The 25,319-nt window shown below is 41.0% G+C and carries 26 protein-coding genes; 1 reads left to right on the top strand and 25 read right to left on the bottom strand.

Annotated features, from left to right (window positions below; translation table 11 throughout):
• Window positions 1–9: 9 nt before the first annotated feature.
• The 21 genes from B7717_RS03230 to B7717_RS03140 form a co-directional block, all read right to left on the bottom strand.
• Window positions 10–1,809, bottom strand: a complete 1,800-nt coding sequence (locus tag B7717_RS03230; RefSeq protein WP_084944177.1) for a VirD4-like conjugal transfer protein, CD1115 family — start codon at window positions 1,807–1,809, stop codon at window positions 10–12.
• A complete protein-coding gene (locus B7717_RS03225) occupies window positions 1,806–2,324 on the bottom strand; it encodes a hypothetical protein (RefSeq protein WP_084944176.1) in 519 nt (172 codons plus the stop codon). Before B7717_RS03225 ends, B7717_RS03230 begins: the two co-directional genes overlap by 4 nt.
• Window positions 2,325–2,336: 12 nt before the next feature.
• The gene (locus B7717_RS03220; RefSeq protein ID WP_084944175.1) at window positions 2,337–3,176 is read right to left on the bottom strand and encodes a hypothetical protein; all 840 of its coding nucleotides are present in this window, start codon (window positions 3,174–3,176) and stop codon (window positions 2,337–2,339) included.
• Window positions 3,130–3,402 carry a type III restriction endonuclease gene (locus B7717_RS03215; protein WP_084944174.1) on the bottom strand — a complete coding sequence of 91 codons (273 nt, stop codon included), beginning with the start codon at window positions 3,400–3,402 and terminating at the stop codon, window positions 3,130–3,132. The genes B7717_RS03220 and B7717_RS03215 overlap by 47 nt, the downstream gene beginning before the upstream one ends.
• A complete protein-coding gene (locus B7717_RS03210; RefSeq protein ID WP_084944173.1) occupies window positions 3,399–4,043 on the bottom strand; it encodes a hypothetical protein in 645 nt (214 codons plus the stop codon). Before B7717_RS03210 ends, B7717_RS03215 begins: the two co-directional genes overlap by 4 nt.
• A 19-nt stretch (window positions 4,044–4,062) precedes the next feature.
• Window positions 4,063–6,699: a phage tail tip lysozyme gene (locus tag B7717_RS03205; RefSeq protein ID WP_084944172.1), complete on the bottom strand. Its 2,637-nt coding sequence runs from the start codon at window positions 6,697–6,699 to the stop codon at window positions 4,063–4,065.
• A gap of 25 nt (window positions 6,700–6,724) precedes the next feature.
• Window positions 6,725–9,079 (bottom strand): VirB4-like conjugal transfer ATPase, CD1110 family, encoded by a 2,355-nt coding sequence (locus tag B7717_RS03200; RefSeq protein WP_084944171.1) that lies wholly within the window; start codon window positions 9,077–9,079, stop codon window positions 6,725–6,727.
• The gene (locus B7717_RS03195; RefSeq protein ID WP_000197454.1) at window positions 9,039–9,386 is read right to left on the bottom strand and encodes a PrgI family mobile element protein; all 348 of its coding nucleotides are present in this window, start codon (window positions 9,384–9,386) and stop codon (window positions 9,039–9,041) included. Before B7717_RS03195 ends, B7717_RS03200 begins: the two co-directional genes overlap by 41 nt.
• Before the next feature lie 39 nt (window positions 9,387–9,425).
• Complete coding sequence (locus tag B7717_RS03190; RefSeq protein ID WP_042768457.1) at window positions 9,426–10,172, bottom strand: hypothetical protein; 747 nt, start codon at window positions 10,170–10,172, stop codon at window positions 9,426–9,428.
• Window positions 10,173–10,199: 27 nt separating this feature from the next.
• Entirely contained in the window at window positions 10,200–10,424 is a 225-nt protein-coding gene (locus B7717_RS03185) for a hypothetical protein (RefSeq protein ID WP_042768456.1), read from the bottom strand.
• Between the two features lie 74 nt (window positions 10,425–10,498).
• Entirely contained in the window at window positions 10,499–10,984 is a 486-nt protein-coding gene (locus tag B7717_RS03180) for a hypothetical protein (protein WP_084944170.1), read from the bottom strand.
• Between the two features lie 63 nt (window positions 10,985–11,047).
• The gene (locus tag B7717_RS03175; protein WP_084944169.1) at window positions 11,048–15,331 is read right to left on the bottom strand and encodes an SspB-related isopeptide-forming adhesin; all 4,284 of its coding nucleotides are present in this window, start codon (window positions 15,329–15,331) and stop codon (window positions 11,048–11,050) included.
• Window positions 15,332–15,357: 26 nt separating this feature from the next.
• On the bottom strand, window positions 15,358–16,152 hold the full coding sequence (locus B7717_RS03170; RefSeq protein WP_084944168.1) for an LPXTG cell wall anchor domain-containing protein: 795 nt from the start codon (window positions 16,150–16,152) through the stop codon (window positions 15,358–15,360).
• An 18-nt stretch (window positions 16,153–16,170) separates the two neighbouring features.
• Complete coding sequence (locus B7717_RS03165; RefSeq protein WP_000128978.1) at window positions 16,171–16,473, bottom strand: hypothetical protein; 303 nt, start codon at window positions 16,471–16,473, stop codon at window positions 16,171–16,173.
• Window positions 16,474–16,762: 289 nt separating this feature from the next.
• Window positions 16,763–16,978: a helix-turn-helix transcriptional regulator gene (locus tag B7717_RS03160; protein WP_042768451.1), complete on the bottom strand. Its 216-nt coding sequence runs from the start codon at window positions 16,976–16,978 to the stop codon at window positions 16,763–16,765.
• Between the two features lie 2 nt (window positions 16,979–16,980).
• Window positions 16,981–17,130 carry a hypothetical protein gene (locus B7717_RS09675; RefSeq protein ID WP_000475372.1) on the bottom strand — a complete coding sequence of 50 codons (150 nt, stop codon included), beginning with the start codon at window positions 17,128–17,130 and terminating at the stop codon, window positions 16,981–16,983.
• 23 nt (window positions 17,131–17,153) lie between these two features.
• Window positions 17,154–17,384 (bottom strand): thiopurine S-methyltransferase, encoded by a 231-nt coding sequence (locus B7717_RS03155; RefSeq protein ID WP_084944167.1) that lies wholly within the window; start codon window positions 17,382–17,384, stop codon window positions 17,154–17,156.
• Window positions 17,333–17,512, bottom strand: coding sequence for a hypothetical protein (locus B7717_RS03150; RefSeq protein ID WP_084944166.1), 180 nt, complete (start codon window positions 17,510–17,512; stop codon window positions 17,333–17,335). Before B7717_RS03150 ends, B7717_RS03155 begins: the two co-directional genes overlap by 52 nt.
• On the bottom strand, window positions 17,506–18,630 hold the full coding sequence (locus B7717_RS03145; protein WP_084944165.1) for a replication initiator protein A: 1,125 nt from the start codon (window positions 18,628–18,630) through the stop codon (window positions 17,506–17,508). Before B7717_RS03145 ends, B7717_RS03150 begins: the two co-directional genes overlap by 7 nt.
• Entirely contained in the window at window positions 18,630–18,812 is a 183-nt protein-coding gene (locus B7717_RS09635) for a hypothetical protein (protein ID WP_009729741.1), read from the bottom strand. Before B7717_RS09635 ends, B7717_RS03145 begins: the two co-directional genes overlap by 1 nt.
• A 123-nt stretch (window positions 18,813–18,935) precedes the next feature.
• Window positions 18,936–19,304 carry a hypothetical protein gene (locus tag B7717_RS03140; RefSeq protein ID WP_084944164.1) on the bottom strand — a complete coding sequence of 123 codons (369 nt, stop codon included), beginning with the start codon at window positions 19,302–19,304 and terminating at the stop codon, window positions 18,936–18,938.
• A 193-nt stretch (window positions 19,305–19,497) separates the two neighbouring features.
• On the opposite strand from B7717_RS03140, the gene mntE reads away from it, so the two are divergent.
• Complete coding sequence (gene mntE / locus B7717_RS03135; RefSeq protein ID WP_084944163.1) at window positions 19,498–20,691, top strand: CDF family manganese efflux transporter MntE; 1,194 nt, start codon at window positions 19,498–19,500, stop codon at window positions 20,689–20,691.
• A gap of 53 nt (window positions 20,692–20,744) precedes the next feature.
• Here the strand turns inward: mntE and B7717_RS03130 are convergent, their stop codons facing one another.
• From B7717_RS03130 to dapB, 4 genes are read right to left on the bottom strand one after another with little or no spacing between them, the layout of a single operon-like run.
• A complete protein-coding gene (locus B7717_RS03130; protein WP_049519071.1) occupies window positions 20,745–21,356 on the bottom strand; it encodes a hypothetical protein in 612 nt (203 codons plus the stop codon).
• Entirely contained in the window at window positions 21,353–23,221 is a 1,869-nt protein-coding gene (locus B7717_RS03125) for an ABC-F family ATP-binding cassette domain-containing protein (RefSeq protein ID WP_042902718.1), read from the bottom strand. Before B7717_RS03125 ends, B7717_RS03130 begins: the two co-directional genes overlap by 4 nt.
• Complete coding sequence (locus B7717_RS03120; protein WP_084944162.1) at window positions 23,218–24,417, bottom strand: CCA tRNA nucleotidyltransferase; 1,200 nt, start codon at window positions 24,415–24,417, stop codon at window positions 23,218–23,220. Before B7717_RS03120 ends, B7717_RS03125 begins: the two co-directional genes overlap by 4 nt.
• A complete protein-coding gene (gene dapB / locus B7717_RS03115; protein ID WP_061420533.1) occupies window positions 24,414–25,181 on the bottom strand; it encodes a 4-hydroxy-tetrahydrodipicolinate reductase in 768 nt (255 codons plus the stop codon). The genes B7717_RS03120 and dapB overlap by 4 nt, the downstream gene beginning before the upstream one ends.
• Window positions 25,182–25,319: the final 138 nt, after the last annotated feature.

The raw sequence follows: 25,319 nt of genomic DNA, 5'->3' as shown, positions 1-25,319 counted from the left end.
TTCTGTATGTTAGGCCACGAATAACTCTTTTAGCTGCGGAGTCAAATCGTTGGCATATAAAAGCAAGCCGTCGATGTCTGTTCCTTTTCGAGTGTATTCGTACCAGTTTTCTTTGTCTTCAGGAGAACTTGCAATCTCATCTTTTCTAGGATGATCATAGACACTTGCTTTTTTATCTCTGAAGACATTTTGTTTAGAAATAAAGACCAATCCTTCTTCTACCCCAATTCTTGCGACTTCATCTGGAGTTAGAAGGGGACGGCCTTGAATTTGTTTATTTTCACTTGATGATCCATTACGATAACTATGCGATTTTGAGGTAGATCGAGTACGTATAGTCTGCTTACCTGACCTTGTAGAATAGTATTCCATCGTATCCTTGTCATTTGTCCCTAAAAATAGGTGAGTAGCACAGTTATTAAAGATGGTCTTCCAATCACTTTTATAAAGTGATTCTAGCTGATTGACAGCTTGGATGATAATCTTAATAGACATCTCACGACTACGAATAGAAGAGAGAACCTGGGCGAAGTTTGGAATACGGCCAATTTGTGCAAACTCATCGAATATAAATTGAATGTGACGAAGATTTTTTCTACTGTATCCAGGTACTTTCCCTTGCAGGATATCATCAGCCTTATGTGTGAGAACCTCAAAACCAATCGCAAACAAGATTGAGGAAAGAAAATTAAAGGCATTATTGGTTTCAGGAATAGCAATAAAAACGGCTGTCTTTTTCGTATTCCAGGTATCCATTTCCATGGTATCCTCACTAATCAAGTTTCGGACATCTTCGTGGTCGAAGATAGAATAACGAGAAGACAAAATCGCTACCACACTGTTTCTTGTCTCGCCTCTGAAGTTTTGGAATAATTTCCACTGTTTATAAGCATAGTTGTTAGGTTGATGTTCGTTCAGTTCTTCAAACATCTGCTCGACAGGGCTTGGTACATCTGGATCCTCTCGATACATATTTCTTAATAGATCCGCAACGTGGCCCAGGTTTGGCATATATAACTGGACTCCAGTTTCAGGATCCTTCGAGTCAAAATAGAGATAACCAATCAATGCACGTTGCAGCATCAACTCTGCTTTAACCCAGAAGTCTTCTCCAGTATGCTCACTATTCTTCGTTCCCTCAGTAATTGCTTCAGAGATACGATCAATATCTAGCTCAGACTTCATGTAATGAAAAGGATTAAACCGATCTGAATTCTTGAGCCGAATCAAATCAAAGATTTTAACAGCATAGCCAGTTTTCTCAAGCATCTTCCCAACTTCATGTACCAGGTTTCCTTTAGGATCCGTCACAACAAAGTTTGAGTTCATCTGCATTAAATTTGGCAATACAAAAGTAAAGGTTTTACCATCTCCTGGAAGACCAATGACAATCACATTTTTATTGAGCTGAACATTGTAGGCTAAGCGAAAGTTAAATAGGCCCATTTTAACTTGTTTTGAAAAAATCATATTCTTCTCAAAATCAACGTCTTCAAACCGTCTCATTTCCTTCAAAGTCGCAAAACGAGCACTACCTTGTTCTTCTCCCTGGCGATATAAATTCTTATCCATAGAAGCATAGACAAGCATTGGGAGGCCGAATCCGATCAACCCAGCATATAAGGCTCCTGAATCAAAGAAAACACCAAAAGAGAAGCGTTCCCAGTGTTCTAGCAACCAACGAAGCCGCAACATTCCCATAAAAGGTACTGCTGCAGTCGAAATTTGGTAGTAATGGTAAAAGGACTGGAAAATAACAAATGAAAATAGCCCCACCACCAGGTAGGGCCATATAGGTTTTCTAATCATCGTGTCTTCTCCTTCCCAATCTCCTTCGTAACAACTGGCATCGTTCCTTTATAGACCTTATTTGTCTTATAGTAATTGATTTTATCTTCAGGAGTCATTTCATGTGGTTTCTTCAGTACCTTTTTAGCAAACTCTTCCAATTTTTCTGGGCTTTTCGTGATGTCTGCCAACATATCTTTGAGAGCCTTTTCTACCAGGGGACGATTTTTTGTTTCAAAGAAGAGATAGGTTGTACCATCTTTTTGATGATAAGTAAAACCTACCTTATACTCCTCCAGGTAATGCTTCAACTTAGCCAAGTGAACTTCACTATTTAATAACTTCTCGACATCTTTTTTTGATTTTGTGGCCATAAAGTCATTAAAACGTGTCTCCCCTTCAAAAGTTCGATTTGCCGCCTTATGTTGTTTCTTGTCGTAATGGGCTTTTGCGAGGGCATACAGAGCTTGTATCGTCATCTCCAGGGTAACTTTTCCTTTTAAAGCCAGAGAATGACTGACTTTTTCTTGATCCATGTAAGACCTCCTTTATTTTGGATAATTGGATAGTTCTGGCTTAGCAATAACCTGGAATCCGTAAGGTGCTGAAGGTTCTTCCTTCACAGTAACTACCAAGCGTTTCTGACTTCTGTTCTCACCGTCTTTCACGGCCACTACATAGGTTAGCTGATAAGTTGCTTCATCAACAATCAAGCTAGATTCCAAAATCACAGACTGCAGTTGACCTGCTTGTCTATCTATCGTTAATTGAGGAGCTACGAAATCAGCCATTTTCCCTTTATCAGAGTAAAGGGCTGGCAAAAAGTAACGTGAAAAGGCATCTAGTTCCCCTGTTTTTGACTGAATGGTTTTTAGATTTGAAAGTTCCTTGGATACGGCCGAGAGTTGCTTTTCTTGATGGTAAACTAGCGTAAGTGATAAGCCAGCAAGTGTCAGACTTCCTACTAGACTCAATAACACCAAAACTCTTCCTAAATACACCCAAAAAGAGCGTTTAGAAGAGGTTCGAGATTTGGGAGTTTCATGTTTCAAGGAAGAGGCTTCAGCTTTTTCTTCAGGAGTCTTCTCTTGATGTTTTGTTTTTGGCTGGCGCTTAAAGAAAGAGGTTTTTGCTTCTTTTGGTGCAGCCTCCTGTTTATTCAACGTACCAGGCTTCAGGAAGAGACTATCTGCGATTCCCTCAAACGGCAAATAGACATCTTCTTGGTACACCACTACATTCTTTTTATCCAGTTCCTCTACCAATAAAACGGCCTCTGCCTCCTGGTGTTTAACCTTAGCATTTTCTCGCTCCAGCGCTTGATACACAAGGTCCCGATTTTTATACGTTGTGGTCGTGTTTTGTGTCAGATTGGTTAAACGGTACATGTTTTTCAGCTCCTTTCAATTTTCCTTCAGCAAGAGCTGTTTCAATATCAGCCCAGGTTAAATTATGTTTGGCCAAGTAGATTGACCGTTCCTCATGTTTGGCCAGAATGATTTGAGTTTCTAGCTGCTGCAGTTTCTCTTCTTCCTTCTTGGCCTTGGTCATATAGTCAGCTAAGCGGTCTTCCGCTTTCTGTTTTTGTTTTTCCAAAGTTTCTAATTTTGTCATTGTTCCTTTTTCCCTTCTGTACTTTGTGTTTGGTTAGTGATTGGTTTGTTTAACGATGGAATACTCGCCTTTTCGCTGGCGTTCAAGCTGTCCACAATCAAAATGGGGTCAATATGATTTACCAGGTATTTCCCATCTTGCTTGCTGAAGCGAATCCGTATGGTTCTTGAAGATCCTACGTTTGTTTGGGCGTTAGTATAATCATACTTCTTCTGTAACTGTGTCTGAGTGTATCTCACTTGAGCTAGGGCAATATTATTTTCTTGATCGATGTAGATGGTAGAAGACTTCATCTGTGTATCCACTACATAGCCCTTATAGGTTTGTACCGTTGGTTCTTCTTCAGAGTTCACTTCCTGATTGTAAGCAGCTTCTGTCATATAGGGCAAATAGCGATTTCTATTTTCTCCAAGATCCTGCTTATTGAAGTAAGCCGTCAAAAATTCCTTTACATATTCTTGCGTTAGTTCGCTCCCCTCTGCTTTGGTTTCTTGTTGCGTAGTTTCAGCTTCCTGTTTAGCTTTCTTTTGCGATGAGGTTGCTGCTCCAATCCAGAATACGAATCCTAGAACTAGCACAACTCCTATAAGGATTCCTCCTATTTTCAGGAGTTTCAATTTCTTCATATCTATCATTTTCATGATTTACCTTCTTTCTTTTTTAATTCGGTGTTGCAAACGAATAGTAGTAAGCTGGATATAGGACAGAAAAATGTACCTTATCCTGTACTCCTTGGATATTACATTCTGAAACGAGGAATGAACCGTCTGGATTCACAGCTTCCACAATCGCAACATGGCCGTATACATCTGGTGTCCCACCAAATCCACCTACTACTGATACAACAGCTCCTTTTGTTGGAGTTGTACTATACCGCCATCCTTTTGCGACTAGGCTTGCCACCCAATCCTGACCATTACCAAGGTAACCATAAGCTCCTGATAAGTCTGTAATCGTTCCTAGTTCAACTAAACGATTATAGGCATACCAAGTACATTGTCCCACTTCATAACCGCTTCCTTGTTGTGTAGTCATAGAAGCTTGTGTAGGAGGGTGCTCCACTTTTGACTGATACTCGGCAGGGAAATTCCAGGAAGATGCTAACGCTCCACCTCCTCGAACTTGTTGAGTAAGAAAAGCGTGGATCTGCTTAGCATTATTCTGGCGCTCTAAGACCTTATCTCCAGAGTTTCCTTCCCAATTAACCAGGAAACGCTCTGTAAGCGTCTCTACATCCTCTGTACTAGTTAGAATTGAAGTTAGTCCTGTGATATAGTAAGGAGTATCCCCCTCCAACATAAAATCCAGTTGCAGTTCCAAATCATACCACTTCTTATTCTTAGATTTTGCATAGTTTAATAATAGAGTATGTCTCGTGGAGCCATCCGCTGTATCTGTCCACTGTCCCAATCCTAAACCTCGTCGAAGAATATTTGGGTATCTTCCGTTATAAATCGCTGGTCCTCCTATAGCTAACCAGGACTCATCATCCCAGGAAGAAGAATCAGCCCCTACTGGTGGGCTAAGATAGTCTCCTTCAGCACGTTTAGGATTGATATTACTTTCAGTTGCAAAGTTCCCAAGCATGGCTGCCAAACCATTATCTGTCAGCCCTGGTACCTTTTGCTTCAAGTAGTCTTTTATCGCTCGTGATTTTTGTCCTAAATCACCATCAAGTGTAGTAATGACTGAGGTTGTCTGATTGTACGTGACAGATTGAAAGTAAAAGCCTGGATTGACTGATGTCCACTTTTCTTTCTTATCCTTTGTCTCTTTTTCCTCCAATTTTTGATACTGAATGACCTGGTAACCATTTGCCGTTACCTTCCCAACCTCGTCTCCAGCTTTGACCTGATCACCGTCAGAAACACGGATATTTCCTACCTCTTCATAAGTAAAGATGGCTTTATCTGTTTTGATGGATACAGTAGTATCATCTGTCACACTGACTTGACCGTCAATAGGAGCTCTTAGAGCTTGTCCTGTTGAAGCTTTTAGTTGTGTTTTCTCATAGATTTCACTCTTAGAGGTATAACCAAACCGCTTCAGGATAACTAGAGGAGCATGATAAGAAGGGTCGTCTTCCTGGTAAAAGGGATTAGCTAGTTCTTGATAAGATGGGTATCGACCAACTTCTTTAGTCAAATCCTCTAGCTCTTTATACTCTTCTAACTCGCTATCACTCAACTTAGTCCACTTGAGATCTGACGAGGGGCCATATAAGTCAGCCATCTTTTTCAAGTTGTGAGGGTCATCATTCAAATGATTCCAAAGATCATTCAAGGCATCTGAATAGTGATTGAAACCTAATATTCCAGCCCATTCACCACCAGTCCCCTCATTCCAGTTACTTTCTGGTTTCCACTCACTACCGTAGCGAAAGTTCATGAAAAAGATCATGTCATCGATGTTGGTCCAATAGTCTACCTTATCATTTGACTTCTCTCGATCTCGTTTACTAATTTGAAGCCATGACTTGTTCAGGTCAAATTCATTTTGTTGGACAGGACCACTGCCTCCAAACATGGCCATAAATGCCCCAAATACTGCAAAGATGAGGAACATTAAGAAATAGGACTTGACAGCTAAAGGATTGGATAAGATGGAACGCAGGGGCTTTGTCGCAACCTTCAAAACCTTTCCTGTCCCTCTTGACACCTTCCCAAACTTTGAACCTGCAAGTCGCTTTCTGGCCTGTTTCATCTTTTTGCTGAGCTTTCCTTCCCAGGAGAACTCTTTTGGTGTTCGAGTATATCCTCGCCCTCTGATGAAATTATAGCTTCTATTGAGCTGTCCATAGCTGCGCTTGATTGAATACTTGGATAATTTTCCTACAGCATTTAACGCTCTTTTAGAGGCGTTTACCTGATACTTAAATTGACGAATGTTTTGCCTCGCCTGAACCCAGTCTCCAAGAATCTCATTATCTCTAACTGTCTTCTCAACGTCGTGTCTCGCTTTCATTCGAGCACTTTGTTTAGCACGTTTCTTTAGGCGGTTAGGGATATAACTGTCATCAGCTTTTTTAGCTCGTTTATAGAGCGTTGTTGCAATTTGTTTTTCCAACTTTGCTCGATCACGTTGTTGCTTAAAGAAAAGACCTCTAGCTGTTGCTTGAGGTCCTTTATGTAGTTTATAATCTTTGTTCGCTAAGCGATAATTCTTCTTAGCTTCTTTAAATGCAACTTTTGAGTCTAAACGTGCTTCTTTAGGCTTTTTTTCAGCATTGAGGGCTAATCCTTCTTTGATTCTTCGCTTGCGTTCCTGTTTTAATTGTTTGCGATTACTTTTAGACAAAAGAAATTACCTCTCTTTCTATTTTTTAACTATCTGTCGCAACCAATTGATACAGTTTGGTATCTTTAGGGATAGGATTTTCAAATGGGACAATCGTATCCCCAGCCACGATCAAACCAGTACCTTTCGCTTTTGGCCGCAAGACAAATCGCTCCAGTGAAGGCGTAAGAGGGATAACCTGCTCCAGGGCATCTAGGTCTGTCCGCTTCAGCTTCAGGAGGGCTAGAAACTCACAGTTTGCGACTAGCTTTCTACCTTCTTCCGTAGATAAAACAGTCTCTGGATTCTGTGTAATTCCTGTTGGGATGGCTCCATATTTCCGAATACGTGAGTATAGTTCGGTAAAGAATGTTGCCTGAAGTTTATTCTTGAAGTAGAGCTGCAACTCATCGAAGTACAACCATGTAATAGCTTTTCCTTGATTATTGACTACCTGGTTCCAGATGAAGTCCTGAATCACCAGGAGGGCAAATGGCTTCAATTTACCACTCAACTGCTTCAGATTGAAGATAATAAAGCGACTATTCATATTGACGTTTGTAGGATGTGCGAAAATATCATTTGATCCAACCGTATAAGGTTCAGCCTTCAGCGCCAACTCCTTGGCCACATCTTCAGGTTGTCGTTCTAAAACTGATTGCCAATCCTTAAATGTTGGTTTTTCAAATTCCTCATAGGTCTTTCTCGTTACACGGTCAATCATCGCAAATTCATCGTCTGATACCTCAGAGAATATATTTTCAAACAAGGTTGATAAGAGGTTTGATTTTTGGCCAATCGGGTCACTATCTTCTGCTTGCAGTTTATCCTTATCAGGAAGATCCAACAAGTTAAAGTGATGTTGCGATCCAGGAGCGATTGTGATAATTTCTGCACCTAATTCTCGGCCAATACCAGTGTACTCATCTTCAGGATCGACGATAATAATATTATCTTCAGGGTAACGTAGAGTTGTAGGAATAATCTCTCCTCCTTTAGCAAGAACAGACTTTCCTGATCCTGAAGTCCCAAAGATACAACCTGAACCTGTGTTCAAATCTTTCTTGCGGTCAACTGTGATAGCGTTCTTAGATAGCTGATTCTGGCCATAATAAATTGCACGTGGACTGTTAGATCGTAGATCTACGTTGGTAAATGGGACTTGTGTGGCCAAGTTACTGGTAGTCATATCTCTCATAAAACGGCGTTTTACGTTGATAAATGGAATCCCAATCGGTAGAATCGTATTCAAGGATTCTTCCTGGTACAAGTAACACTTATCCAGTTCTACCGTATTCTTACGGACAGATCGTTGAACCTGCTCAGTGTAGATATTCAACTCTTCCAGAGTGTCAGTCATGAAGAAAACTGTCATCACGCCTGAAAACATTTTTTGGTCATTGTCCTGGAGTTCTTCAGTCCATTTCTCTGTTTCACGAGATGTCTCCACAGCCTTCCCACCAACAGCCAGGTCACTTCCATAACCTTCTTTTGCTGCAGCCTTCTGACTTTTGATCATTTCCCTACGTACACTTGACTTAACTGTCTTGATTTTCTTCAGGGCATCTGCAGTATCATAGGGCTTCGCATGCAGACTGATAGCCAGTTCAATTCCTGTATCCAGGATATTCTTAATCAGTTTGTCATTCAAGAAGGTAGGATATTGTCTAACATACATCACCCTTGCGAAACAATCATCAATTTTCATATGATCTTTTTCAAACTTCAGATAGTTTGGAGCTACAAAGTCCCTGGTTGATAATCCAGAAATAGCGATGTCTTCATAGTTGAAATCAATAAAACCTTCTCGCCTCAAGAGTTTTCGGAAGATAAGAAGACGATCTAATCCCTCTAACTCCTTAAAGGAGATTCCTAAGCCACTGTACTGACTTTCAATAACGCTGGCTGTATCATCGAGGATTCTTCTAGCTTGATGATCCTGGTCTGTTTGGGTTGTAATCGTCAGATACTTTTCTACCTTGAAGGTATTTTGTTCCTGAGAAAAACGATCATTGATCATCGCATTGTATTCTTTACGATAATCATCATATCCGTCTCCAACCAAATCATAGCGAATAGAAGATAAGCTATTGCTTTCTACTCGACGATTCAGGATCAATAGCTGCATATCATTGTCAATATCCAGCGAATTAAAAATATCAGCGCTTGTTTCAATGATATCAATTCGCTCATCATCTGTTGCAGTAATATAGCTTGTATCACCTAGACGATAGGTCTTTGAGAATTGATCATTTGTAATTTTCATGAGCCCATCAGGCATCAACCATTGATAATTAAGACTATTCTGTGTAGATGCCGTCATGGTACGTCTTAGACGTTTGGCCCGTTCCCGTTCTTCCTTAGAGAGTTTCGGGGTTTTCTTTCGGCCGAATAAATTCATTTCTTGTATATTCCTTTCTGTCATAATCTGTCTGATAAGAGCGTTCCTGCTTAGTCAAAAGGAAACGAACCTCATCTTTAATTTTTTCATCAATATAACACCCGAAAATAACAAAAGGCGCTAATAATAAAATATCAACGCCATAAAGGATTATATCAGGTGCCTTCAGCCAATAGAGGATGGTAGTGACAACTACTGTCAATGCTATCCCAAATAGTAGCACTAACTGTCTCAGTGTCATATACCCTATAACTGGCCTTTCGTAGCTATCTAAAGCCTTTAAAAATTCACTGCCTAAACGTGTCATTCTGTTCCTTTCTTCAGTACCTTTTTAGCAAATTCCTTCCTAGTTCACCTGCATGATATTCTTAGCCATGCGTTGGCTGCCAAATAGCATGACAATGTATATAATTCCTTTAGCTATCGCAATTAAAGCACTTGTCCAGGCTCCAGTCTTATCAACTGTCAAGAGATCATTAGTTACAATAGCTGGATAAAGCATGATCACAACCACTAAAATCAATCCCTGAAGGACAGCAGCAGCATAGAGCTTAAAGAAACCGAGGCAGATCGGGCGTAAGCTATCCACCATGTAACAAGCGACAATAATTTTAGCGATTCCCTTATACGTGTAAAGCGTAAAGGAGCGTAACAAGATCAACAACTTAGTCGAGATCTGACCAACGAAATCGACAACCCAATAAATAAACTGTAGCATAGCTTTTGCAATGGCATTAACTCCCTTTAAGTCTGGTAGTTCTGAACTGAAAGGATTTGGGGCATTTTTAGCTACTAACTTGATAATGACATTGAACAACCAAGACAAGGCATCAAAAATCGCATCCACATAGAGAATAAAAAAGAGTGCGATGGCATACTTGAGGATTTCTTCAATCCAAAGCTGAAAAGACAGCTCCCCACCATTGCTTTTGAGTTGTTGGTTCCAGTTCATGAGGTTGATACCCATAAAAAGGAGAAGAAGCAAAAGGGCTACCTTCTCCATCGATCCCGAAACAGTTTCCATCAATTCATAGGCCGTCGCATTATAGTCTTTCAGACTCATGGTTAGTTGATCAAGTGTGGATTGGTTCATAAAACCACCTCCTTTTTCTTCCTCATACTAGCCAAGAGATTGAAGACCTGTTGCCAAAGCTGTAAAGAGGGCTTTTAGGACGGCGCCAAGAAGAGCGCCTAAAATCAAACTTTGGATCCCTTTATCCTTCTTGTCATCCAATTCACGTTTGATTCCTACTGCTAAGTCCCAGGCACCCCAAGCGGCCCAACCAATACCGATAATCCCACCGATATTCCCAAGTTTGTTAATAAAATCTACAACTGCATCCATTATTTTTTTCTCACTTTCTTTTTATAAAAAAGGTACTAAGAAAGATTCCTAGTACCTACTTTGTTTATTTAATACTATTTTTCATCCTCTGGACGAAAGGTTAGAGAGAGGGCTGTAATCACAGCTAAGACAACGATAATGGTCGTTTCCCACCAGTGATAGATTGGAACACCTTCTGGCATTGTCCAATCTTTAAACCAAAGTTCAACACTTGCTGGAGCAGTTCCTTCTTTTGTTAGAAATGCCCAATAACACAGAACAAGAAACGCAACTACTACCTTAAACACAAACCAGCCAATTGCTGTAGCAATCAAGCTCTTAATCAGATTAAAGATAAAGAGGAGAAACATGAGTGGAGTCGCAACCATCAAAACGGCAGCTCTCGCAATCACACTCGGTAGCTTCTTCATTCCTGACCAGATGGCTTTCCCTAGCCAACGTAGGCCTTTTTTCCACTTCTTCCCTTCAGGTTTGGTGACTTCTGATTTTGTTTTAGTTGGGGTATAGTATCTATATCCACTTCTAGTCACATGTGCATCCATTTTCGTGTCCTTTCTCATCTCTCTTCCCCCTCTTTTTTATGGCTTCATTATACCATAGATGAGGGGGAATTTCTAGATGTTCTATTTTTTATGCTTACGAAGCCCAGCTCCTGCAAGACTCAACAATCCCAAAATCATCCCCCAAGTTGGAAGCATGCTTGCTGCTGTTCCAGTGTTTGGCAGTGATTGTTTTGGTTTTCCAGGTTCTTCAGGTTTTGGTGGTTCTGGAGTGTTGGTTGTTACCTTCGCAATCATTTCTTGTCCATTGACAATATTGATGAAGGTATTCTCAATCTTATCACCAGCTTCAATACGCTCAACCTCGATGTAGAAGTCAGCATCAAAGGTTCCTTTAACCCCTAGAGATTTTAGGAAGTCTTGGTTGATAACATAAGACCATTGGCCACCTTTGGCATCCCACTTAACAGTCACAAGTTTCTTGATGAACTCTGAATTGGTATCTTGATTGAACTCAAAGGTAAAGGCATAAGCGCTACCTTTGGCAATCTTATCTCCTGCCTTAATCACTTTGCCATCCTTCAGGATAACATCGTAAGGCAAGGTTAGATCTTTTTCTGCTGTGTATTCTGTACCCTTGATGATGCCTTTCCAATTACCAGTATAGCGGTCATGCTTCATATCGAGTTTATCCAAACCGTCATATTGGTACAACGTATGGTGTCTTTCTGGGACAGTTGCACCATCAAGAAGGTACTGAATCAACTCACCCATTTGAACTTCTTTACCATCAAGAACTTTCTGACCTGTTTTATCAAGCGCATGTTTTTCTGGGTGTTTTGGTTTAGGTGGCTCTGGTGTACGAGTAATAACCTTGGCAGTCATTTCTTGTTTATTGACAATATTGATGAAAGTATTCTCAATCTTATCACCAGTTTCAATACGCTCCGCCTCGATGTAGAAATCTGCATCAAAGGTTCCTTTAACTCCTAGAGAGTTTAGGAAATCTTGATTGATAACGTAAGACCATTGACCACCTTTGGCATCCCACTTAACAGTCACAAGTTTCTTGATAAACTCTGAATTGGTATCTTGGTTGAACTCAAAGGTAAAGGCATAAGAGCTACCTTTGGCAATCTTATCGCCTGCCTTGATAACCTTACCATTTTTCAATGTCACATCATAAGGTAACACAAGCTCTTTTTCTGCTGTGTATTCTGTACCCTTGATGATACCTTTCCAATTACCAGTATAGCGATCATGCTTCGTATCGAGTTTATCCAAACCGTCATATTGGTACAACGTATCATGTTTTTCTGGAACAGTAACACCGTTAAGAAAATACTGGATATAGTCGCCTAATTGAACTTCTTTGCCATCAAGGACTTTCTTGCCAGTTCTATCAAGTACATGTTTTTCTGGCTTAACATTTGGAACTTCAACTGTTACAAGATTTGACTGATAACTATTACCAAAGTCAATTTGTTTAAAGTCATTCTCGACTTTCTCCCCTGCTTTAATCAAGAGTTTAGCTGGAAGATCAATCGTCACGTTTTTATTTTGCTTCACGTAGTTTTGATAGAAACTCTTGGAATCTTTTGCTACCCAAAGATAAAACTCACCTTTAGGATTCAAGTTCAATTCCTTCAGGATTTTATTGATTGCATCTGTACGACCTTTGTCTGAAAGGACGTGATACATGTCAAACATGTTTTTCACGTCTTTACCTGCAGCAGTCATCTTGATCTTGCTGTGGTCAACTGTGAAGGCTTTGTCTTGAACATCATCCAGGATTCCAAACTTCTTACCAAGTGCTTGCGCTGAAGCAAGTGTTTTGGTATATGGGCTGTAATCTGTCATCAAGCGGAAGGTCACGTTGCGATCAAATGTTGTCGCTGCGTTTATATTCTTACCAGAACGATCCAGAACAGCTTTGACTGGTTTTGGTGGTTTCGGTGTGTAGTTGGTAACAGTATTTGAGTACACCTCGTAGTTATTCACTAACACTTTATAGGTGTTGTCATAGAAACCTTTATCATAGACTGGCTTCCAAGTAATCACAGGAGCTTCTAAGCGTTTCCCTTCGTAAATTGCAGTAAAGGTGTAAGTATTCCTTCCTGCATCGTAAGCAACGCCCCATCCTGCTTTCTCTGCAGCTGCCTTTGTAACAGCTACATCAGGAACTGCTCCAGCTTCGAGTGGATCAATGATGGTAATCTTGTCCCCTTTTTTAAGGTTCGCATAGATATTGTCATGGGTCAATGTATAGGTCTGAGTAGCGTTTTTAGCTACTGTTTGCCCATCTGTGTTAGTCTTATCTGTATCCGCTACAGATTTGCTGACAACTGGCTTATACTGCAATTTATAGCCGTGATAGTTTGCTGATAACTTCTGATTTTTCGTCTCAGAAAGTGTTTTAAGAGCCAAGGTTGGCTTAGCTGGATTTTTCGCTTTAACCAATTCAGCTGATACAGGTTCAGTCTTAACAGGCTTCACGGTTGTTTTTGTGATAGTTGCCGTAGCTGGAACTTCAACAACTGGTGCTACAACCTTTGTATTCAAAGCAAACCAATAGGTTTGTCCATTTGGACTTTCTGGTCCATCCCATTGAATAAATTCGGTTGTGAAGGCTGTCCCTTCCTTAAAGACACCAAGAGCAGCACCCTTGTACTGATATGCTGAAGAGGAAGTATCCCAAAGATGACCTACCTCTTCCTCACGGTTATAGTCTTCTGCATAAACATAGCCATAATCCTTGTTTTGAGTAACAGTTGATCCATTAATTTCAACATGTGTCCCATTGATGGCTTTTGCGCCTTCCCACCCGATAGGGTTGTGGTTTAGAGAAGAGTAGGTCAAGGCTGCAGGTGTCTTTTCAGATGCCTTGAAAGCTACTTCTTGGCCGTCCTCATTGTAGTAGTAGGTATCTGTAACCAGGAAGTTCATGTAGTCCGCAGCTCCACCTGTTCCATCATTTCGAGCTACTACAAAGCCTTCTGTTGGATCATTCAAGACATAGACATCGTTTAGGCCCGTTTTACCTTGGTTTACAATTTGAAATTTTCGATGGATACGAGAAATATTGTGTTGTTTCCCATCCTCGGTTGTGACTGTTAAGCCGTTTAACCCAGTATAATCAATTTCTGTTGTCCAACCATTGCCCACATCTTTGTATTTCAAGACTTTGGTTGAGTCTAGAACACGAGAGTACCCAGATCTGCCACTTGATGAAGCGATATAATCCGTAGTCAGTTCTTCTGCTCCTGAAGCTGTAGACTTCACAGTTGCTTCAGGATTAGCGGTCGAAAGACTTAGAGCTTGTAGTACAACTTCTTTTGTGTAGCCTTCAGTGCTTGTTTTAGACTGAAGATCGTTGTATTTCTTCTGCCATTCAGCCTGGGTCTGCTTAGCTTTATCAAAGGCCGTTTGGTTTTGTTTGGCAATTTTGTTGGCTTCATCTACTGAAGAAACTTCCTGTGTTTTAGAAGTTAAAAGTACACCAGAATTTTTCAAATCTGCTGACTTACGATCAGCATCTTGATTGACTTGATCACTAGCATTCTTCTTCTCTGTGTAGGCAGCCATCAGGGCTTTGTTAAGCTCCACTTTGCCTTTTGCAGTCGCAATAGCCTGGTTATTTTGTTTCTTCAATGCTTCTACTTCTGCGACTGAAGAGACCGTACGTGTAACGACTTTAACGTCAACATTTTCTTTCTTCAGCTGTTCAGATGCACTTTCTACCGCTTTGTTTAGAGCAGTAGCTTGTTCAACAGTAGCATCATACTTAGCTTTTTCACCCAGGTAGGTTGAGACAGCTTGCTGGTTTGCTTCTAAGACTTTCTTAGCTGTTTTAGTAGCTTGCTTGTTTTTGTCAGCAGTTCCATCCGTGGCAGTCGAACCATCATTCGTCACTGTGACAGTTGTTGACTCTTCATGCTTGGATTTTTCATCAGCTACAAATTGATTGTTAGCTTGGATGGCTTCCTGTGCTTCCTTGAAGGCTGTATTGTTTTCGACTTGTTTTGTAGTCGTTTCTTCCAGTTCCTTGACTTGCTTGTCCTGATCTTGTTTAATCTCAGACTTAGATTGTTCAAGTTTTGGAGCAGTGGTGTCTGTACCTTTGTCAACACTTGGTGTTTCAGATACAACTACTCCAGCTTGTTTAGCCTTGTCAGCAGCCTTTGTGACTGCTCCATTATCAATCGCTACAGACTGGCTTCCTGTTGTTTTGCCAGCTTGTTTAGCGTATGCGTTGTTATCGTTTTTAGTTTCAGGCTGTACTGCTTCATCCGCCAATACAGAACCTGCAGAGAAGGCTACAATACCTGCAACTGCAATTCCTGATACTAAGCCTTTAGCCCATTTTTTCTTACGGAAATATCCGTGTCCTTGTGTTTTTTCTGTCATTTAATTGTTTCCCTTTCCATTTCACCTTAAAACATTTTCTTCTTGTAGACGTAGCTGACTGCTGTCAAAAACATAGCCCCAATAGCACCCAGAATGCTTTCTGCAGCCCCAGTGTTTGGAAGTGTTTTGAGTTTGCCTTCTGAATCAGTAACAGAGATAGTCTTATCTTCATTGACAGTACCTCCGACCTCTTCAGGAGCCACTACAGAACCATCTGAAAGGACTACGTTTCCGTTTTGGGTGCTAACAATAGACGCACCTGTATTTGTTTCAACGGGCTCTTTGGTTACATCATGGACAACCTGTCCAGTCGATGTAGATGTTGTTCCAATTTGAGATTTCCCTTGCTCATTTGCCTCATCAGTTGTTTTTGGCTTTTCAGCTGGCACACCGTCAAGACTTTCAGCGTTATCTTTACCTTGTGGCTTGTCTGAAGGTGCTGACTGATCTGGTGTTGCTGGTTTGTCTGCTGGAACACCGTCAAGACTTTCAGCGTTATCTTTGCCTTGTGGCTTGTCTGAAGGTGCTGACTGATCTGGTGTTGCTGGTTTGTCTGCTGGAACACCATCAAGGCTCTCAGCATTATCCTTGTCCTGTGGAGCACTTGGTGCTGTTGGATCTACTGGAGTAACTGAAGGCTCTGTTGGCTGAACTGCTGGAGCCTCTGTTTCTGTTGAAGTGCTAGGTGCTGTTGGCGTAACAACTTCTGTTGTTGGCGCTGAAGAATCAATTGGTGCAAGTTCGTCTGCTGATACATAACCAGCTTGTGCAAGTGCGATAGTTGAAAGTGCCAGTGTAGCTAATACTTTTTTCTTGTTCATTTTAATTTTTCCTTTTCTTTATTTATTTTTCGGGTTATAGCCTTTTCCAGTTAAACGAAGCTCCATTCCTGATGGTGTCTTAACTTTTCGAGCTATAACTTGAGCATCTCTCTTAATAGTGCGAATTTGATCATAAACCTTTTTATAAGGCAAATGAAATTCAACATCTCTTAAAAGACCGTCTACGTATCCTCTAGCCTGTTTGACTGCATAGTCTGGCTTCAGGATAAGGTCTGTGCCGTCCTCTAAGCGAGCTGTCGCACCTCCTTGTTTTCCTAAGTTTTTTAAGTCCTTTAGGCGGACGGTTATTTCATCTGTCATAGATTTCTCCTTGAAGTTGAAAGGCGAAATAACGCCGTGCTGTGTAAAAACGTATTTTTACATCGGTATTTCATGCGCTGGGTTTATAGTCTAGGAACCCTTACTCCTTCAGCTTATGATCATTATCATGCTTTTTCGTTCAGTGGCTGGACTAGATATCCTTTTCTAGTTTGCTACTCGCCCCCGTTTCTTTTTTATCCATAGCCACGCTGTATCAGGGCAAGCCTTGTATTCAGTTTTCAAAGGTCTGTAGTTTAATGACTTCTCGGTCAATATAGATTTATCTGTACTAGGTTTGGTCCGATTCTGATCCTAACAGGTAGTCAATAGTTACCCCAAAGTATTCTGCTACTTTTTTAGCATTTTCAAGACTTATCTGACTATATCCTGTTTCCCAGTTCGATATGGTGTTACGAAAAACACCTATCTGATCAGCCAAGGCTTGCTGAGACAATCTATACTGCTTTCGTAAGTCTCTGATACGATTTTTGGTTTGTTTCCTCACATCTACTTGTCTCCTTCATCATTTGGACTTGATAGTATTTCATCGTCCAGCAAAGAAGCATTATCCACTTCCTTTATAACTTTGCCAATAGTACAACCAAAGAGCAATAATAAACCGATGACGAATATAATCATTAACCCTAGCTTAAACATTACTATCCTCCTGATATTGTTCCTTATTTTGTCCGATAAGTTATCTTCTTCACCCATCGAGGATTGATAGAAAACGGCGGAGTCGCTGATGGAAAATTCATACTCGCTCCTGTTCCAAATGAACTTGATACCAATTTTTCTAGTTCCTCTAAGTTGGAAGTGACGGAAATACTGTCTACCGTTTTATCAAAATACTCTACAATCATTTCAATCTTTTGAACTGGTTGAGAAGGTTGTAATCTGTACAATCCCATGAAATCAATCCTCTTTCTTTTTTCGGCAAATCAAAAACAGCTTTAGGAACCATGTAGATTTTCTCCTTCGGGCTACGACCTATCGTTAGCACTTTACCATCAATTGGTCTAAATTCATCTTTTAACATGTTTCAACTCCCTTAGACAATTCTGATAAATAGCTATTGAGTTTCGTCTCCGACAGTTTATCTGGATAATAGTATGCAATCAGACTAGGGCACTCATCAGGGAATTTTTTAGCGTGCTCACTTTGTCCTGATAGCTCCATAAAGCCCTGTTCTTTTTCAATGAGTAGAGCCATTTTCCAGAAGCGAATCATCATTTTGTAGAAGTACGCTGGGGCATTCTGGATTGATTTTCCTTCAGCCTCTCCTGTTTTAATTTTGAAAATCAATTTATCAAGTTCACGTTCAAGGTCCTGCAACCAAACCTCTCCATAAATTTCCTGATCAGCTAAGAGGTTGTTGTAATTCTTCTCAACTTGGCGTTTCGATTGATAGATTTTATTTTCAAGAATTTTTGCATCTTTTCCAAACAAACTGAGTTTCTGAACTAGTTGAGGAGAAAGAAAACCATGTTGCCCCATTTTAAATGCTTCAGAGATTGATAAATCAGATAAAGATGACTCGCCCTCGTATCGATTAGTATCGTAAAGAGTATCAATCTTACTCTTCTCTGTATTTATTCCGTCCGATTCGTGGACGTTTTGAAGTCCATTTTGCGGACGTCCGTTTTTGATACTTTCGCTATTACCAATGCTTTGGGGTACTTTTTCATATAGAACTTTACCAAAGGCATTAACCCTCTTCAGTAACTCACCATCAGCTGAATAGTGCTCCACTATTTCTAAATTAGCATCGACTAGCTGAAGATAAAGTCTATTCGGCTTATTGAGTCCCTGCCTAACTTCTCGTAAGAGACCATGTTCTTGTAGTTCTTTCTTGATCTTAGTAACCTTCATCTTTCCCTTATCCAATAGCAGCATCAGGTCAGAAACTGTAAAAATTAGAAAGACCGCTCCATTTTCATCAACGTAATCTCTATTTCCCTTCTGGAATGAACTGATACTTAATTTACAGCGATTATAAAGAGCGCCATAAGCTAACTTAGCATCAGATGAAAGACCCGTGTAAGAACTAGTCAATTTGACATAGCCGTTCTCATTGTGTTGAATACGGGTGAAAAAGATTTCTGGAATTTGATAAAAAGTTAGAGTGGCTAGTTGGTCAATCGTGATATCTGCCATTAGTAGCCTCCTACAACTTGTAATCTCAAGCCACCAGCTTCAGGAAAATAGACAAGATGAGTTTGTTCTAACTCTTCAATAGCTGCAATAGCACGGCTTTTAGTCCATCCCATTGTATTCATCAAATCTAAAATCATTACGTCTCTAGTCAACCTTGAGACCTTTGTTTGGTGTTGTTTCATAGGTAATCCTTTCTTGTCACAAACTAGTGTTAATTCACAGCTATATCATAATGGATAATGAGAAAATCTGTTTTAAAGGGACAATCAAATAAATTATAGAATCAAGGTATATAATTTATTTCCCTAAATATACCCCATCAATTCTGGATTAAACTCCAGAGTCAACCACAAGGCTTCATCCTGAGTCAATTGGCTAGTTTGTCCCCAAGTTCCATCTCTAGCTCTTCTGGAGTAAGGATAAGTGCCAAGCCCAATTCTAGGACATAATTCATGAATAACATCATCTTTCATAACTCTCCAGAGAAGACTAGAAGGTCTATAGTAATAGCCGTCCCCAAGCCAAACTCTATTGAGATCATCGTATACAGATACTTTTTCATCAGAATTTCCTTCAGGGATACAATCAACCATATTTTCATTCTTATCAAGATCTATTACATCGAAAATTTCTAACGAATCAATATCCATAACAATTTCAATATTATCTGACATTTTTTCTCCTTTCTTTAATTTTTGCAACGAAAAAAGAGAGCGATTTTCTCGCTCTCTCAGGTTATATGATATTTAATTTTTCACTTTCCCAAAACTCTAGACACTTAGAATCAGATGAAACAAGACTAAATTTGAATTTTCCCTTGAAAACCAGTATAATGGTAGAATACTATATGACTAGAAAGGAAGCCCGATGAATCAATCCATGTCAAATCTCAAATTGGCAGAACGTGGAGCCATTATCAGCATTTCAACCTACCTCCTCTTGTCTGCAGCAAAATTGGCAACTGGCCACCTCCTGCATTCTTCCAGTTTGGTAGCGGATGGTTTCAACAACGTATCCGATATTATCGGAAATGTTGCTCTCTTGATTGGGATTCGGATGGCCCGCCAACCTGCAGACCGTGACCATCGCTTTGGTCACTGGAAAATCGAAGATTTGGCTAGCTTGATCACTTCCATCATCATGTTCTATGTTGGCTTCGATGTTCTTCGGGACACCTTTCAGAAAATCCTAAGTCGAGAACAAACTCCCATTGATCCTTTGGGTGCAACTCTAGGAATCATTTCAGCAGCAGTCATGTTCGCAGTTTATCTCTATAATACTCGTCTCAGTAAGAAATCCAAATCCAAGGCCCTCAAGGCTGCCGCCAAGGACAATCTTTCCGATGCTGTCACCTCGCTGGGGACTTCCATTGCCATCCTAGCCAGCAGTTTCAATTATCCAATCGTGGATAAACTGGTCGCTATCATTATCACTTTCTTTATCTTAAAAACAGCCTATGATATCTTTATCGAGTCTTCCTTCAGTCTTTCGGATGGTTTTGATGACCGTCTGCTAGAGGACTACCAAAAGGCCATCATGGAGATTCCAAAGATTAGTAAGGTCAAGTCCCAAAGAGGGCGTACCTACGGTAGCAATATCTATCTTGATATCACGCTGGAGATGAATCCTGATCTATCAGTCTATGAAAGTCACGAAATAGCAGACCAGGTCGAATCCATGCTGGAAGAGCGTTTTGGAGTCTTTGATACCGATGTCCATATCGAGCCAGCTCCCATACCTGAGGATGAGATTTTAGACAATGTCTACAAAAAACTGCTCATGCGTGAGCAATTGATTGACCAAGGAAATCAGCTAGAAGAACTCCTTGCTGAGGACTTTCTCTATATCCGTCAAGATGGAGAGCAGATGGATAAAGAGGCTTATAAGTCTGAAAAAGAACTTAGTGCTACGATTAAGGACATTCAGATTACCTCCATTAGTCAGAAAACCAAGCTCATTTGCTATGAGCTAGATGGTATCGTCCATACCAGTATCTGGCGTCGCCATGAGACTTGGCAAAATATTTTCCACCAGGAAACTAAAAAAGAAGACAAACAATGACCCTATCCAATGGATAGGGCCTTTTTGATTATTCTACTTCAAGTCAAGACCGACTATGACAGTTTGGAAGATTTGCTTTTCGAAGCTTGTTTTACCTCTTTTCTTGCTTGACGATTTTGTTCGATACGCCATTCTCTTTCATAGTACTTCATGGTCTCATAGATCCTTTCAGGAAGACCTACATCTAATAGAAAGATCGGGATGATCAAATCTGCTGACGAATGAAAAGGGAGAATCCTTCTCTTCAGCAGAGCTAGAAAGGATTGGGATTTCACATTTTCCTTGTTTTTAAAATAGACTTCAATCCGATAGGAATCCCTGTACTTCCCTCGAATCCGAGAAAAGGAAAACTCTTCTACATCTGTCCAAGCATAGAAACGACTGGGTTTCTTTGGGTTTGGTTTGTAGTAAAACCCCTCGACAGTACAGCTCAAATATTCCTTATCGGAACTTAACAGCCTGTATGTCTGATAAACAACTACTCCAGCACAAAAGAGGACAAGCAGTATTAATAACAGACTTATCGTATGAAGTCTGGTTCCCTTTTGCGAGTACAAATGGAGATAAGAGAGAGGTAGTAAGAAAAAAAGCACTGAAGTCAAGCCAAACAAGGCATTCCAAATGATTTTCTTGGGACTACGTTTAATGACTTTTTCTTCCATCATGCCAACTCACTTAAATATTCATAACGTTCGTATTTTTCAAGGAGTTCTTCGTTTTTCTCATCCAGTTCTTTTTGAAGCGTCGCCAGTTTGCCAAAGTCAGAACCATTTGCCTGCATCTCCTCTTCAATAACAGCGATACGATTTTCCAAGGCTTCAATATCTCCTTCAATGCTTGCCCACTCCTGCTTTTCTTGGTAGGTCATACGTTTCTTGTCTTCTCGAATCTTGACCACTTTCTCCTTTTCGGCCTTTTGAACTTGATTGGCCATCTCTGTTTCAAAGGCTTTTTCATCAAGATAGTCGGTGTAATGACCAAAGAAAGGACGAATCTTGCCATCCTCAAAAGCGAGAATCTTGGTCGCTACCTTATCCAGGAAATAACGGTCGTGGCTAACTGTCAAGACAGGCCCTGCAAAGCTCTGCAAGAAATTTTCCAAGACTGTCAAGGTTGCAATGTCCAAGTCATTTGTCGGCTCGTCCAAGAGAAGAACATTTGGTTTTTCCAAGAGCAATTTGAGGAGATAAAGGCGTTTTTTCTCTCCACCTGACAATTTCTCAATCAAGGTTCCATGCGTCGAACGTGGGAAGAGAAACTGCTCCAGCAACTCTGCAATGGAAGTCGTAGAACCACCACTGGTCTTAACCTCTTCTGCTACTTCCTGCAGGTAATTGATAACCCGTTTGCTTTCATCCAAACCTTCAATTTGTTGAGAAAAATAGGCGATGCGAACCGTCTCACCGATGATCACTTGGCCTTTAGTCGGCTCAAGACTCCCTGCGATGAGATTAAGCAGAGTTGACTTCCCGACACCGTTGTCCCCAACGATTCCGATACGGTCTTTGGCTTGCACCAATAGATTAAAATCTTGCAAAATGGGCTTGTTTTCATAGGAGAAGGAAACATTCTGAAACTCGATGACTTTTTTCCCAATCCGACTGGTTTCAAAGTTCATGGTCAAGTCTGTATCAGCAACGCCACCTGAAACTTCTTTTTTCAAATCGTGGAAACGATTGATACGGGCCTGTTGCTTGGTCGCACGGGCCTGCGGTTGTCTACGCATCCAGGCTAATTCTTGCTTATAGAGTTGTTCCTTTTTGTGGAGAAGTGCTGCATCACGCTCATCTTGTTCCGCTTTTAGGCGAACATAGTCCTGATAATTCCCCTGATACTCGGTCAAGCCTGCTCGGTCCAACTCGAAAATCCGTGTTGATAGTGCATCTAGGAAATAACGATCGTGGGTGATAAAGAGAACTGTCTTCTTAGAATTTTTCAAAAAGAGGGTCAGCCACTCAATGGTCGCAATGTCCAGGTGGTTGGTCGGCTCGTCCAGAAGCAAGAGATCGTGGTTTCCTAGGAGAACTTGCGCCAACTGGATACGTCTTCTTAGACCTCCTGACAATTCACCAACTGGAGTCGACAAGTTCTGAATACCTAGCTTGCTGAGGACCGTCTTGACCTGGCTTTCAATTTCCCAGGCTTGGAGAGAATCCATCTCTGCCATGACCCGTTCCAAACGAGCCTGCTTGTCCTCACTGTAGTTGAGCATGATTAACTCATACTCACGAATCAACTGGATTTCCTTGAGGTCGCTAGAGAGAACCGTATCCAAGACCGTCTTGCTATCATCAAAATCAGGATCCTGGGTCAAGTAGCCAATCTTATAGTCATTCTTTGCCGAAAAGGGACTGACATCCCCATCAAAGCCAGAAACGCCAGAAAGGACGTCTAAAAGGGTGGTCTTACCCGTTCCATTGACACCTATTAGACCTATTCTATCCAAGTCATGGATGATAAAAGAAATATCCTTAAAAACGGTCTTGTCTCCAACGGATTTGCTTAGTTTTTCAACGATAAAATCACTCATTTTTTCTCCCTCAGGTAAGCATGGATGGCTTGACGATCATTTTCCAATTCTCCATCGACAATGGCAAACTCAATCTCTGTTAAAATCTCTCCCAAGTCTGGTCCTGGCTGGTAACCATATTCCTTAATCAAAATTCCACCGTTAATCTGAATTTCTTTCTTGTCATGAATGGTCAAACTCTGGTAAGTTTCTTTGATGGCTTGTGGGTTGACTTCTTTCCCTTGAGCCTGACGAAGACTTTCGGCTTGTAGAAGGGAATCCAAATCAAAGCGGTAACAATCGCGCTTGCTCAGCTCTCCTTCTTCTCGCAAAGTCAAAATAGTCAGCAAATCCTGAACCTGCTTGGCAAACTGGCGTGAGGTCTTCCAATATTTCAAAAATGGCTGTGCATCTTTAATCTCCAAAGCCCACAATAGAGCTGCCCAAGCTTGTTCAGAAGATTCAAAAGTGAAATCAGTCTCCAAATCAAACAGTCTGTTGAGCTTGTCTTGGCTTCCTGCCATATCTGGAAGATAGTCATAAGCTTGACTTTCAATCATGGAAGACAGACCAACTCGCCAAAAAGGTGCCAGCAATAGTTTATCAAACTCAACGAAGGTGCGCTCCACAGAAATTTTCTCCAAGAGCGGAGTCAAAGTCTTCATCGCTTCAAAAGTTTCTGACTCAAGTTTAAAACCGAGACTGGACTGAAAACGGAAACCTCGCATAATTCGCAGAGCATCTTCGTTAAAACGCTCACTAGCTACTCCAACTGCTCGCAAGACTTGGTTTTTCAAATCTTCTAAACCATGAAATAAGTCAATGATTTCGCCTGTCTCATCCAAAGCAAAGGCATTAACCGTGAAATCACGGCGCTTGAGGTCCTCTTCTAGCGAACGCACAAAGGAAACCGCACTGGGTCTGCGATAGTCCACATAGACATCTTCGGTCCTAAAGGTGGTTACCTCATACTCCTCGTCCCCTTCTAAAACCAAGACAGTTCCGTGCTCGATTCCGATATCAGCTGTTCGTGGAAAAATCTGCTTGGTCTCCTCTGGGTAGGAAGAAGTTGCGATGTCCACATCATGGATGGGACGATTGAGGAGGGCATCTCGAACAGAGCCCCCAACAAAATAGGCCTCAAAGCCTGCTTCTTTAATTTTTTCTAATACTGGTAAAGCCTTCTGAAATTCAGAAGGCATTTGCGTTAATCTCATAATAAGTGTTCTAATCCATAGACAAGCTCATGACGCTTGACAACTTCTTTTATTCCCAAATTGACCCCTGTCATGAAGGAGCTGCGATTATAGGAGTCATGACGAAGGGTCAACCCTTCTCCCTGATTGCCAAAGATAACTTCTTGATGAGCTACTAAGCCTGGCAAACGAACTGAGTGGATCCGCATGCCATCAAAATCAGCACCACGGGCACCTGCAATCAATTCTTCCTCATCAGGCGCACCTTGTTGGATAGACTCTCGCACTTCCGCCATCAACTCAGCCGTTTTAATGGCTGTTCCGCTCGGAGCATCTTTTTTCTTGTCATGATGGAGCTCGATAATCTCCACATTGGGGAAATATTTGGCAGCCTGCGTCGCAAATTGCATAAGCAAGACAGCCCCCAAGGCAAAGTTAGGGGCAATCAAGCCACCCAAATCTTGTTCACGGGAAAATGCTTTTAATTCTGCAATTTCTTCACTAGTGAATCCAGTTGTTCCTACGACAGGAGCAAAGCCATTTTCAAGGGCAAAACGCGTATTTTCGTAAGCAACGGCTGGTGTAGTAAAATCCACCCAGACATCCGCTTCAAAACCAGCCAAGTCAGCCTTATCATTAAAGACAGGAATCCCCTGCCACTCTGACTCAGACTCAAAAGGATCCAAAACTGCGACCAAGTCCAAGTCTGGATCTGACAAGACCATCTGACAAGCAGCTTGGCCCATCTTTCCCTTAAAACCGGCAATAATTACTCGAATACTCATCTCTACTCCTGACTAAGATACAAAGGACGTTAGCTGCCCATGAAAAATAGGGAATGGCGCTGACTTTCTACGAAAGGCAAGACAGGCATCTTTTTTCAAGAGGCAGGTAGGCCGTGTTCAATTGCTAAGATACAAAGC

The organism is Streptococcus oralis subsp. oralis (assembly GCF_002096495.1).
In the GTDB taxonomy this organism is placed as follows: domain Bacteria; phylum Bacillota; class Bacilli; order Lactobacillales; family Streptococcaceae; genus Streptococcus; species Streptococcus oralis_CU.
Note: the sequence above shows the minus strand (reverse complement) of the source record. Positions and strands in the feature narration are given on the sequence as shown.